Raw genomic sequence first — 12,729 nt, forward strand, 5'->3', positions numbered from 1 at the left:
CTCGTCCTACTCTTCAATTGAAAATCCTTCAGCGCGCATCTTGATGAGTAAATCCTGCCAGCGCGAAAGGCGTTTACTGTCTCCGGCGCGTTTGTTACCGCTTGCGCCAGGCAGCCATAATCCATCACCATTGAATGAATAAACTGGAAATAAATCAGTGCGTTGTGTGGCTGGCTGAATCTTATTGATTAAGCTATCCAGCACCAATGGAATAGCATTCGGAGTAGGGTAGTAACTCAGCACCATATGCGCACGGTTTAAACGCAGCGCCTTAACATAAGTGATACGTAATTTTTCTCGATCAACACCCAGATGGCGCAGTGTTATATATTTGGCGATGGCATAGTCTTCACAGTCACCTTCGCCTTTACGCAATGCTTCAATCGGTGTAGCCCAGTAATCCACCTGGTGCCAGACATCAATATCTTCCTGATAAATAATTTTGTCATTGAAGAATCGGTTAACGGCGTCCAGCTTCTGGTTTTCGGTTGTATTTCGCTGGTTCAGCAACAGGGACTGCCACTCTTTTATTCGTTTGCGTGCATCAGGTGTGGCGGGGCCGTAAAGCTGGTCGGTGCGCTGTTCAATAGTAGCGAAATTCCAATTGGCATACAGAGAATCGGCCAGCAGCAGGAATACGCCAGTAAATAAATACAGCAATACTCTAAGGCATGATTGACAACGCCACTGGTATTTCAATCTGGCTTCTCTGCTTACCCAAAGGAATATCATCTAGCATTATTGCCTTGATGAATCTGACATTATAGACCGTCGCAGAATATCTTACTTTTAACATGCTAAAAAGAGCGTGTGTGGCAAAAGGGACGAAGGAGATAAAAAGGGATTACTATGTCGCCAACGACGATACCATCATGGTTAAAAAGTGGGAAGAATATGGAATTAGGGTCATTGGTTTCAGAAACTCGCAACCCGGCGACGATGAATTTAGATCTGTTGTCAACGTTGGATATGATGACGGTATTTAACCAGGAAGATCAAAAAGTACCCGAGGCGATCAGTCAGGTGCTGCCAGCGATTGCCCAGGTCGTTGAGGTTACTGCTGCCTGTCTGAAATCTGGAGGACGGTTGATCTATCTTGGTGCGGGAACTAGCGGAAGACTGGGTGTGCTGGATGCATCAGAATGTCCACCTACCTTTGGCGTGCCTCATGGGTTGGTTATCGGTCTGATTGCTGGCGGACCAGGTGCCTTGCTGAAGGCGGTGGAGGGCGCGGAGGACGATCCAGCGCTGGGTGAAGCCGATCTGATTAACCTGTCCTTGAAACCGGTAGATATGGTCATCGGCCTTGCGGCCTCGGGTCGCACACCGTATGTGCTTGGTGCATTACGTTATGCGCATCAGCTGGGATGCCATACCGCCGCGATTTCCTGTAACCCCCAGTCCCCCATTGCTCGGGAAGCGGAGATCGCGATTTCACCACTGGTAGGTCCCGAGGCGTTGACAGGATCAACCCGGTTGAAGTCAGGTACGGCACAAAAGCTGATTTTGAATATGATTTCTACCGGTGTGATGGTGAAGCTGGGCAAGGTTTATCAGAATCTGATGGTGGATGTGAAGGCTACCAACATCAAGTTGATGGATCGCGCCTGCCGCATTGTCATGGAGACAACCGGCGTAAATAGGGCAGAGGCGCAGTCGGTGCTGGAACAGACCGACTACAATGTTAAACCGGCTATTGTGATGATTCTGGTCGGTTGTGACGCTGAAGAAGCACAATGGAGGTTGAGCCATCATAATGGTTATCTGCGCGCAGCGATCAGCGATTGATCGGTGTGAGAGCTGTCGCCGGTTACTGCTGAAATATTTCCCTCCGGGATGGCGTGTGTATAATGCCGCCCTCGGTACGGCTGTAAACGGTATCAAGAGGAATTATGAACCGCATAGTAGACGATGAATACTGGATGCGTCATGCCCTGACACTGGCACAGAGAGCCCAGAATGAAGGGGAAGTCCCGGTTGGTGCGGTTCTGGTGTGCAATGACCAGGTGATTGGTGAGGGTTGGAACAGACCGATAGGCAAGCATGATCCTACCGCCCATGCCGAAATGATGGCGTTGCGTCAGGGCGGACAGGTGTTACAGAATTACCGGCTGTTAAATACGACACTATATGTCACTTTGGAACCGTGTGTAATGTGTGCGGGTGCGATGATCCATAGTCGTATTGGGCGATTGGTTTATGGCGCGACAGATGAAAAAACCGGTGCCGCAGGATCGTTGGTGGATATTCTGCATCATCCAGGGATGAATCATCAGATACAGATCACCCGCGGTGTTCTGGCGGAGGAGTGCGCTGCTATGTTGAGCGCCTTTTTTCGTATGCGGCGGGAACAGCATAAAGCGCGCCGGGTTGCGGGAAAAGGAACACTTCCTGAGTAACGGCGATGAGAAACGTATCTACCGTGGAAGTTTTTCTGGCGGTACAACCGGATAAGCCTGCCCGGCCAGCTTCTGCTGCTGCAATTTACTTTCTTTTTCTGACAGATACCCGACCAGGCTAACCATATAACGCCGGATATTCTCGACATAATTATAGGCTTCGTGACCGCGGGCATACCCGTTGGCCGTCTGGGTATAGTAGCGTCTCTGGCTTAGCATCGGTAGCCGCATTTTTACATCAGTCCAACTGTCCGGATTCCCTTTCTGTTTTTCTGTCAATTTACGAGCATCCATCAGGTGGGCATACCCCATATTGTAGGCTGCCAGCGCAAACCAGATTTTTTCATCTTCGGGAATGGTATCTGGCATTCTTTGCATCATGTTCGACAAATATTGTGCACCACCGCGGATGCTTTCTTCTGGATCGAGTCGATCAGATACGTTCAGACTCTCTGCGGTATTGCGCGTCAGCATCATTAAGCCACGAACGCCTGTGGGTGAGGTGGCCAGCGGATTCCAGTGCGATTCCTGATAGGAAATCGCCGCCAGGAGTTTCCAGTCGATATTCGTTGCGTATTTTTCAAACAGTGCACGCAAGGCCGGTAGCGTGTCATCAATGGCGGCGAGGAACGTCGTGGTATCCACATAATCGAATTCTCCCACATGACCCAGATATTTCTCTTGCAGACGAGCAAGGGTACCGTCTTCCTCTATCTGGCTGAAAAAATCGAGGAGTGCCGCTGACAGACTGTCGTCGTGAGTACGTCGCATATACCAGGTTACGGGTTCTTCATCACTGATATCGGCTGCTACTGCCAGTTGGGGATGAATCCGCTGCATTAAACCAATAGTGACCGAGTCTGCCAATGTGTAATCAAGCTTACCATCGGCCACTTGTTTGAGCAGGTCTTGTGTGGAGATATTCGAGGTGACTTCCCATTTCAATTGTGGGTATTTATGAGCCTTCAGATCGCGGAGGGTTGCTGCATGGGCGGAGCCGGACAGGACAACCAGCCGGCCCTGAAGTTTATCCAGTGACGTCGGACGAGGCGTTCCCAGCCGATACACGAGCTGTTGAGACACAGAATAGTAGGTCGGTCCGGCTTTGAAACGCTTCAGACGTTCATGATTGTAGATCAGACCAGCGGCCAGCAAATCGGCATTACCGTTATCAAGATCGTTGAACAGACCGTCAATGTTCTGGCGTGTCGAAACCACCAGCTGAACACCGAGGTAATCGGCGAACCGTTTTGCCAGTTCATAATCCAGTCCTGCGGGGGAACCGTGATTAAGGTAGTACGTCAAGGGGGAGTTGATAGTACTGACTCGCAACTCACCACGTGAAAGAATCTGCCTGAGCTGGACGTCCTGGCTGCTACGCCAGGGAATATTTGGCCATAGTGCCAACATCAACAGCAGAGCGATTACCCCGATGAAAAAATAATTTATCGTTAGACGCTTCAAATAGTTGTCTCTCGGTGACCTGATGGTCGGTCTGTCTGTAGCGGCAGTTTTTTATACGAAAAACCCGAGTCGGGGCATTTTGCGTAACAAATCGTCACTGTGCAACTTTTATTGACTTGGTTACAAATTGAGCTTGTCCGGTCGTGGATGTTGAACAATAGCGACGCAAACGGTTTCGTCGCGCGTCAGGATTCACTATAATAACGCGCGTTTCCCCCCTGTAGCGCCCATGACGCACTGCGGTCAGTGCATCGAAGATGAGAGAATTTTAGATTATGGAAATACTGCGTGGTTCACCTGCTTTATCGGCTTTTCGTATCAATAAACTGTTGGCGCGTTGCAATGAAAACTATCTGCCTGTCAGTGACATTTATGCTGAATATGTTCATTTCGCCGATGTGAGTGCCCCGTTAAGTAGCGATGAACAATCACGACTGACCCTCCTGCTGAAATATGGCCCTTCTCTCACGGAACATGAACCTACGGGGCATCTGATTCTGGTTACGCCTCGCCCAGGCACTATTTCTCCCTGGTCTTCCAAAGCAACAGATATCGCCCATAATTGTGGTTTGCAGAAAGTCCTGCGGCTGGAGCGCGGTCTGGCATTCTATATTCATGCCCCGACACTCAGCGAAGCACAGTGGCAGGAATTGGGTGCTCTGTTACACGACCGGATGATGGAAAGCGTGTTCGATGATTTGCAACAGGCGACACAACTGTTCACCCACCATCAACCTGCACCGCTAAAACGGGTGGAAATTCTGCTACAGGGACGTCAGGCACTGGAGGCGGCTAATGTTCGTCTTGGCCTGGCATTGGCTGAAGATGAAATTGATTACCTGATGGATGCGTTTATCAAACTGGGACGTAATCCGACCGATATTGAGTTGTACATGTTTGCTCAGGCGAATTCAGAGCACTGTCGCCACAAGATTTTTAATGCCGATTGGGTTATTGATGGGGTTAAGCAGCCAAAATCGCTGTTTAAGATGATCAAAAATACCTATGAGCACACCCCGGATCACGTGCTATCAGCTTACAAAGATAATGCGGCGGTCATGGAAGGTTCAGCGGTCGGTCGCTTTTTCACCGATACGAAAAATGTGTATGACTACCATCAGGAAGAAGCCCATATCCTGATGAAGGTCGAAACGCATAACCACCCCACCGCTATTTCACCGTGGCCGGGTGCCGCTACCGGTTCTGGTGGCGAAATCCGTGATGAGGGTGCGACCGGACGCGGTGCCAAGCCGAAAGCTGGTCTGGTGGGCTTTTCGGTTTCCAACCTGCGTATCCCTGGATTCGTCCAACCGTGGGAACATGATTTTGGCAAGCCCGATCGTATTGTCAACGCGTTGAATATCATGGTAGAAGGCCCGCTGGGCGGAGCAGCGTTTAACAACGAATTTGGCCGTCCGGCATTGACTGGCTATTTCCGGACTTATGAAGAGTCTGTTGATAGCCATAACGGGGTTGAAGTCCGGGGTTATCACAAGCCAATTATGCTGGCGGGTGGTATTGGTAATATCCGTGCTGATCATGTGAAAAAAGGTGAAGTCAGTATTGGCGCCAAACTGATTGTTCTGGGTGGCCCGGCGATGAACATCGGGTTGGGTGGTGGTGCCGCTTCTTCCATGACTTCCGGCCAGTCTGATGCTGATCTCGACTTTGCTTCTGTACAACGGGATAACCCGGAAATGGAGCGTCGTTGTCAGGAAGTGATTGACCGCTGTTGGCAGTTGGGTGAAGAAAATCCGATTTTGTTTATTCATGATGTGGGCGCGGGTGGTCTTTCCAACGCGATGCCGGAACTGGTAAGTGATGGTGGTCGTGGCGGTCGTTTTGAATTGCGCGACATTCTCAACGATGAGCCGGGAATGAGTCCGTTGGAAGTGTGGTGTAACGAATCGCAGGAACGTTATGTCCTGGCGGTGGCACCGGAGCAACTGGCGCTGTTTGATGAAATCTGCCGTCGCGAGCGGGCACCTTACGCGGTTATTGGCGAGGCTACCGAAGAACAGCATCTGACCATGAATGACCGTTATTTCAACAATAGACCAATTGATTTACCGCTTGAAGTGCTGTTGGGTAAAGTGCCTAAAATGCAGCGTGACGTTGTGCATCAATCGGTGGAAGGCACACCGCTTGATCGCACGGGAATCTATCTGGCGGAAGCGGTGGAACGTGTGTTGCACCTGCCTGTGGTGGCGGAGAAAACGTTCCTGATCACCATCGGTGACCGCAGTGTGACTGGCATGGTTGCGCGGGATCAAATGGTGGGACCGTGGCAGGTACCGGTAGCGGATTGTGCTGTTACCACGGCCAGTCTGGATAGCTATTACGGTGAGGCCATGTCCATTGGTGAACGGGCCCCGGTGGCGCTGCGCAACTTCGCCGCCTCAGCCCGTCTGGCAGTGGGTGAAGCGTTGACCAACATTGCTGGTACGCAGATAGGTAACCTGAAGCGCGTCAAACTGTCAGCCAACTGGATGGCTGCGGCGGGACATCCGGGTGAAGATGCCGGCTTGTATGATGCAGTCAAGGCGATTGGCGAGGAGTTATGTCCGGCTCTGGGGTTGACTATCCCGGTGGGTAAAGATTCCATGTCGATGAAAACCCGTTGGCAGGAAGGGGGTGAAGAGCATGCGGTAACGTCCCCGATGTCGCTGGTGATTTCTGCCTTTGCTCGGGTTGAGGATGTTCGTAATACCGTTACGCCGCAACTGCGTTCCGGTCAGGACAACGCGCTGCTGCTGATTGATTTGGGGGCCGGAAATCATGCGTTGGCTGCCACGGCACTAGCCCAGGTTTATCGTCAGTTGGGGTGCAAGACAGCGGATGTGCGTAATGCTGATCAACTCGCCGGTTTCTTTAATGCCATGCAGAAGCTGGTAGCGGATGAAGCGTTGCTGGCGTATCACGACCGATCAGATGGCGGCTTGCTGGTAACACTGGCAGAAATGGCCTTTGCCGGTCACTGTGGTGTGACGGTTGACATCAGCTCGATGGGTGAGGACGCACTGGCTGTCCTGTTTAATGAAGAGCTGGGGGCTGTTATCCAGATTGAGTCGTCACGCCGTGCTGAGGTTGAGCGAGTGCTGGCTGACTTTGGGCTGGTGGATTGCACCCACTATCTGGGTACGGCAGAACCGGGCGATCACTTCGTTATCGCTCAGGGGAGTGAGATCGTTTACCACGAGAAGCGCACCACGATGCGTAACTGGTGGGCAGAGACTACGTGGCAGATGCAGCGTCTGCGCGACAACCCGCAGTGTGCTGACCAGGAGCACAATGCCAAGGCTGATGATAACGATCCCGGCCTGAATGTAGTACTGACCTTTGAACCGCAGGAAGATATTGCTGCCCCATTCATCAGCAACCAGTGCCGGCCTAAAGTGGCGGTATTGCGTGAGCAAGGGGTTAACTCTCATATAGAAATGGCCGCCGCATTTCATCGTGTCGGTTTTGAAGCCATCGATGTGCATATGAGTGATTTACTGGCTGGTCGGTGTGATCTGCAAGATTTTCAGGCTTTGGTGGCCTGCGGTGGTTTCTCTTACGGTGATGTGCTGGGTGCCGGTGAAGGGTGGGCGAAATCGATTCTGTTCAACAACCGGGTGCGTGATGAGTTCTCTGCGTTCTTCCTGCGTCCACAAACCTTGGCGTTGGGGGTCTGTAATGGTTGTCAGATGATGTCCAACCTACGTGAACTGATTCCGGGAGCTGAACATTGGCCTCGTTTTGTTCGCAATAAATCTGATCGTTTCGAAGCTCGCTTCAGCCTGGTTGAAGTTACTAATAGTCCGTCGCTATTTATGCAGGATATGGTGGGTTCCCGCATGCCGATTGCGGTTTCTCATGGCGAAGGACTGGTAGAAGTGCGTGACGATGCCCATTTGGACGCTCTGGAACAGAGCCGGCTTATTGCGCTGCGTTATGTCAATAATTACGGTCAGGTAACAGAAGATTATCCCGCTAATCCGAACGGATCACCCAATGGCATTACTGCGGTGACCAGCCTTAGTGGCCGAGCAACAGTGATGATGCCGCATCCAGAACGAGTATTTCGTACCGTGAGCAACTCCTGGCATCCGGAAGAGTGGGGGGAAGACAGCCCCTGGATGCGCATGTTCCGTAACGCTCGCAGACAATTGGGGTGATACCGGAAATCTGCTTTACAGGTCGAAATCAAGAGGCTTCGGACTCTTGATTTCTGATCTGTCTCAAATTGGCGACATTGAGTACTTCGGTTGTCTCAAAAAAGAGACTATTAACTTGTTGATTTATAATAATTAATTTAATAACGCTCAAGAGTGTCTCCTTCTGGAGACAGAACAACAGGTTATCGTCAGCAGATACTGAAGATTGTCAGTGTTATTTCATATTTGCTCGTGGCGTATTTTTATTTATTGTTATTATTCAACTAATTATGTTTAACATTTTGTATTTGGCATGATTAATGCATTTAATCATTAGCTGCTCATTCAACTGGTTATGACTGCATTGCCAACTGGCATATTTTCGCTCATAACATCCAGAATGACGCCAAAAGAAAAGGTGCCTATCGTCCACCTCAGCGATAACTGTACGTGCAAGCGAACTTTATCAAACATCGGGCGACACGTTGAGTGAGGCACCACCTATTTCCAACCCGGTCAAGCAATTATGCTGGACCGGGTTTTCTTTTTTATCATCATGTGAATGCTGTTCTGTTACATGAACATCCCATTTCCGATGGTATTTCTCTGATAATCACATCGTTATTGCGAGCCGTTACGCACAGCGATGGCGAAAACATTGAACTTTTATCTGAGTCAGTTAGCATCTGAACGGATTGAAAGGTAACGAGATGATTTCCTTGAAACGATGGCGTTTATTCCCGCGTTCTCTGCGGCAACTGGTTATTATGGCTTTTCTGCTGGTGCTTTTGCCGCTGCTGGTATTGGCGTATCAGGCTTATAACAGTCTTGATACGCTCAGTGAGCAGGCGGCGGGAATGAACCGTACCATGCTGGCTGATATCCGCCGCAGTGAAGCGATGTCTAGAGTAGCCTTGGCAATGGAGCGTAGCTACCGTCAATATTGTGTTCTTGATGATCAAACCCTGGCTGATTTGTATCAAAACCAGCGTAAGCACTATGCCCAGATGCTTGATGTTCACGCGTCTATTCTGCCTGACCCCAGCTATTACCAGAATTTACGTCAGTATCTAACGCAACTTGCAGACATTCGTTGCCAAAACGGCGGCCCAGAGTCGACCGCATCGGCTTTGCTGGAAACATTTTCCCACACCAATGCACAAATGGTTCAGGCCACCAGAGACGTCGTCTTTTCCCGTGGTCAGCAGTTACAGCAGGCGATTGCGGAACGTGGCCGATTTTTTGGCTGGCAGTCGCTGTTGCTGTTCCTGGTCAGTCTGCTGCTGGTGATGTTGTTTACCCGTATGATCATTGGGCCAGTAAAAGGTGTTGAACGGATGATTAACCGGCTGGGCGAAGGGCGTTCACTTGGGAATACCAGTACCTTTAAAGGGCCGCGGGAAATTCGCTCATTGGCGCAGCGGATTATCTGGCTGAGTGAACGACTGTCATGGTTAGAAGCTCAACGACACGAATTTTTGCGCCATATTTCCCATGAGTTAAAAACCCCGCTGGCCAGTTTGCGTGAAGGGACAGAATTGCTGGCAGACGAAGTCGTGGGACCATTGACGGACGATCAAAAAGAAGTCGTGACCATTCTGGACAGCAGCAGTCGGCATTTGCTCGAGCTAATTGAACAATTGTTGGACTATAACCGTAAACTGGCTGATGCTCCGATGGAGTTTGAGTTAGTCGATGTAGACGACATCGTCGACATGGTTGTGTCCGCTCACAGTTTGCCAGCTCGGGCCAAAATGATGCAAACGCAGGTTGCATTGGATGTCACGCATTGCCGAGCTGAAACGACATTACTGATGCGGGTGATTGATAATCTCTATTCCAATGCGGTGCACTATGGGCAGGAATCCGGTAACATTTGGGTTTATAGCCGTCAGGTGGGACAACGTATCCAAATTGATATTGCCAATAGCGGTACGCCGATTCCCTGTGCAGAGCAAAACATGATTTTCGAACCTTTTTATCAGGGCGTCCATCAACGTAAAGGTGCGGTAAAAGGTAGTGGTCTGGGCTTAAGCATTGCTCAGGATTGTATCCGCCGTATGCATGGTGAACTGAATTTGGTCCCGGTTGACTACGCTGACGTCTGTTTCCGTATTGAGTTACCATTAACCGCTGAGAGTTAGCTATGAATGCACGGTCTGTTTATTTTGTGTCCCAACTGCGTCCTGCTGTTTTGTTGTCAGCATCGCCGGGCCATGTATTTAAGCGTCCGATGCTGCTTCTCCTTTTGTTGCTGGTGGGCTGCACCGATAACGTTATTCACCGCACTGACACTCATTATGTGATAGATACTCCCCCTAAAGAGCAGGTAGCAGATTATCACAATGTCCTGTGTGTCCATCTTTGGCGAGTTGACAGCCAGGATGCGATGAATAATGCCTTGTACTGGCTGCGTATGATGGACTGTGCCGGGCAATTAACGCCGGTTCAGGCCCGGGAAGCGTCACTATTGTTGACGGGACAAGACTGGGCCGTGACGTTCAAACAGGGCATTCTGCTGGATAACGCCGACGCTTCTCTAGCGGAACAGCGTCAAATTCTCGAACATATTAATAGTAACCGACAGTACGTGCCGCCAGCAGTACTTCCTTTGCTGCAAATCTGGAGTGATAAACAGAACCTGAGGATTTCGTTGGCGGATGAGCAGTTGCGTGCTCAGCGGATACAGGATGTCAGTGACAAACAGATCAGTGAATTACATGAACAGCAGGCTCAGTTGCAATATCAACTTGAAACAACGACCCGGAAACTGGAAAGCCTGACTGACATTGAGCGCCAGCTTTCGTCACGTAAGCAGACATCTAGTACGCTCTCGGATGGCGATGAACATCAAGTGATTTCCCCTGTGCCGTCAGGAACAGAAAAGGCAGTTAAAAAAGGGGCCGGAGACGAATGACGACACGGAAAGCGGCTAATCTACTGCTGGTAGACGATGATCCCAGTTTATTGAAATTACTTGGCATGCGTCTGACCAGCGAAGGATTTAGTGTAATTACGGCCACCAGTGGGCAGGAAGCACTGAGGTTGTTGGTGCGTGAAAAAATCGATCTGGTTATCAGCGATTTATTGATGGATGAAATGGATGGGCTGGCATTGTTTGCAGAGATCCAGAAAAATCAGCCCAGTATGCCGGTAATCATCTTGACGGCACATGGTTCCATTCCTGATGCCGTTGCTGCAACGCAGCAGGGCGTCTTCAGCTTTTTGACCAAACCCGTTGACCGGGATGCATTATATAAGGCTATTGATGAAGCGCTGGCCTTGTCAGCACCAGTAGGTGATGACAGCTGGCGGAAAACGGTAGTAACGCGCAGTCCATTGATGTTGCGTTTGCTTGAACAAGCCAAAATGGTCGCCCAATCTGATGTCAGTGTGCTGATTAACGGACAGAGCGGGACCGGGAAAGAAGTATTGGCACGAGCCATTCATGCTGCCAGTCCCCGGGCTAAAAAAGCATTTGTTGCTATTAACTGCGGTGCGTTACCTGAGGCTTTACTGGAGTCGGAATTATTTGGTCATGCCAAAGGTGCATTTACCGGTGCGGTGAGTCAGCGCGAAGGGCTTTTTCGCGCGGCGGAAGGTGGTACGTTGTTTCTGGATGAAATTGGCGATATGCCGTTGTCATTACAGGTTAAACTGTTACGCGTTTTGCAGGAGCGTAAGGTTCGTCCGTTGGGCAGTAATCACGACCTGGATATCGATGTACGAATTATTTCGGCTACGCACCGTGATTTACCAAAAGAGATGGAAAAAGGGGAGTTTCGTGAGGATCTCTACTATCGTCTGAATGTGGTGAATATGAAAATCCCGACGCTGAATGAGCGTGCCGAAGATATCCCTTTACTGGCCAATCAGTTATTAAGGGAAACGGCAACCCGGCATAAACCGTTTGTACGCAGTTTTTCTACTGATGCGATGAAACGCCTGATGACGGCTAGTTGGCCGGGTAATGTGCGGCAACTGGTAAACGTGATAGAACAGTGCGTTGCATTGACCAGCGCTCCGGTTATCAGTGAAGTGCTGGTGCAGCAGGCGCTTGAAGGTGAAAATACCGCACTGCCGACGTTTGTAGAGGCCCGCCATCAGTTTGAGCTGAATTACTTGCGTAAACTGCTGCAAATTGCCAAAGGAAATGTTACGCAGGCTGCCAGGATGGCTGGGCGTAACCGGACCGAGTTCTATAAGCTGCTGGCGCGTCATGAGCTGGACGCCAGTGATTTTAAAGAATAATGTTAATTGACTGTAAACTGTTTTAATCGCGTGTGTCGCAGTCTGTCTATTCACTACTGCCTGGCGCTAGCCGCTGTAAAGTTACTATTAAGTAAGGTTTCATCATGAAAAAAATTGACGCAATTATCAAACCATTCAAGCTGGACGATGTACGTGAGGCACTGGCTGAAGTAGGCATTACTGGCATGACGGTAACAGAAATCAAAGGGTTCGGTCGTCAGAAAGGCCATACCGAACTTTATCGTGGGGCTGAATACATGGTTGATTTTTTACCAAAAGTAAAAATAGAGATTGTGGTGGCCGACGATATTGTGGATACCTGCGTGGAAACCATTATGCAGACGGCACAAACCGGCAAGATTGGGGATGGTAAAATTTTTGTCTTTGATGTTGCACGTGTCGTGCGTATTCGCACCGGAGAAGAGGACGAGGAAGCGATCTGAACGCCTGTAGTTCCCCACGTTTGTAAAAGCCAG

At 50.0% G+C, this 12,729-nt stretch carries 9 protein-coding genes; 7 read left to right on the plus strand and 2 right to left on the minus strand.

The genetic code is table 11. The features are described 5' to 3' along the window. Positions 1-6 precede the first annotated feature (6 nt). Positions 7-660 (minus strand): cysteine protease LapG, encoded by a 654-nt coding sequence (gene lapG, locus RS889_RS06040; RefSeq protein WP_315710935.1) that lies wholly within the window; start codon positions 658-660, stop codon positions 7-9. Positions 661-894: 234 nt separating this feature from the next. Between lapG and murQ the strand changes: the two genes are divergently transcribed. Both murQ and tadA read left to right on the plus strand, forming a co-directional pair. Further along, entirely contained in the window at positions 895-1,788 is an 894-nt protein-coding gene (gene murQ / locus RS889_RS06045) for an N-acetylmuramic acid 6-phosphate etherase (protein ID WP_315710936.1), read from the plus strand. A 104-nt stretch (positions 1,789-1,892) separates the two neighbouring features. Next, positions 1,893-2,399 carry a tRNA adenosine(34) deaminase TadA gene (tadA, locus tag RS889_RS06050; protein ID WP_315709788.1) on the plus strand — a complete coding sequence of 169 codons (507 nt, stop codon included), beginning with the start codon at positions 1,893-1,895 and terminating at the stop codon, positions 2,397-2,399. Positions 2,400-2,417: 18 nt separating this feature from the next. On the opposite strand, the gene mltF is transcribed toward tadA, so the two are convergent. Next, positions 2,418-3,863, minus strand: a complete 1,446-nt coding sequence (gene mltF, locus RS889_RS06055; RefSeq protein ID WP_315709790.1) for a membrane-bound lytic murein transglycosylase MltF — start codon at positions 3,861-3,863, stop codon at positions 2,418-2,420. Positions 3,864-4,138: 275 nt separating this feature from the next. On the opposite strand from mltF, the gene purL reads away from it, so the two are divergent. From purL to glnB, 5 genes are all read left to right on the plus strand, one after another. Beyond that, on the plus strand, positions 4,139-8,023 hold the full coding sequence (gene purL / locus RS889_RS06060; RefSeq protein WP_315709792.1) for a phosphoribosylformylglycinamidine synthase: 3,885 nt from the start codon (positions 4,139-4,141) through the stop codon (positions 8,021-8,023). A gap of 689 nt (positions 8,024-8,712) precedes the next feature. Beyond that, on the plus strand, positions 8,713-10,146 hold the full coding sequence (locus RS889_RS06065; RefSeq protein WP_315709793.1) for a sensor histidine kinase: 1,434 nt from the start codon (positions 8,713-8,715) through the stop codon (positions 10,144-10,146). Between the two features lie 2 nt (positions 10,147-10,148). Beyond that, complete coding sequence (qseG, locus tag RS889_RS06070) at positions 10,149-10,919, plus strand: two-component system QseEF-associated lipoprotein QseG (RefSeq protein ID WP_315709794.1); 771 nt, start codon at positions 10,149-10,151, stop codon at positions 10,917-10,919. After that, positions 10,916-12,253, plus strand: coding sequence for a two-component system response regulator GlrR (glrR, locus tag RS889_RS06075; protein ID WP_315709795.1), 1,338 nt, complete (start codon positions 10,916-10,918; stop codon positions 12,251-12,253). The genes qseG and glrR overlap by 4 nt, the downstream gene beginning before the upstream one ends. A 104-nt stretch (positions 12,254-12,357) precedes the next feature. After that, on the plus strand, positions 12,358-12,696 hold the full coding sequence (glnB, locus tag RS889_RS06080; protein WP_021016924.1) for a nitrogen regulatory protein P-II: 339 nt from the start codon (positions 12,358-12,360) through the stop codon (positions 12,694-12,696). The last annotated feature ends 33 nt before the right edge of the window (positions 12,697-12,729 follow it).

Source organism: Brenneria uluponensis, from assembly GCF_032395385.1.
In the GTDB taxonomy this organism is placed as follows: domain Bacteria; phylum Pseudomonadota; class Gammaproteobacteria; order Enterobacterales; family Enterobacteriaceae; genus Prodigiosinella; species Prodigiosinella aquatilis.

Bases quoted from the DNA above. Each gene is read 5' to 3' on its own strand.
- tadA (WP_315709788.1), top strand. From the start codon at position 1,893: ATGAACCGCATAGTAGACGATGAATACTGGATGCGTCATGCCCTGACA.
- glnB (WP_021016924.1), top strand. From the start codon at position 12,358: ATGAAAAAAATTGACGCAATTATCAAACCATTCAAGCTGGACGATGTA.
- purL (WP_315709792.1), top strand. From the start codon at position 4,139: ATGGAAATACTGCGTGGTTCACCTGCTTTATCGGCTTTTCGTATCAAT.
- glrR (WP_315709795.1), top strand. From the start codon at position 10,916: ATGACGACACGGAAAGCGGCTAATCTACTGCTGGTAGACGATGATCCC.
- qseG (WP_315709794.1), top strand. From the start codon at position 10,149: ATGAATGCACGGTCTGTTTATTTTGTGTCCCAACTGCGTCCTGCTGTT.
- murQ (WP_315710936.1), top strand. From the start codon at position 895: ATGGAATTAGGGTCATTGGTTTCAGAAACTCGCAACCCGGCGACGATG.
- RS889_RS06065 (WP_315709793.1), top strand. From the start codon at position 8,713: ATGATTTCCTTGAAACGATGGCGTTTATTCCCGCGTTCTCTGCGGCAA.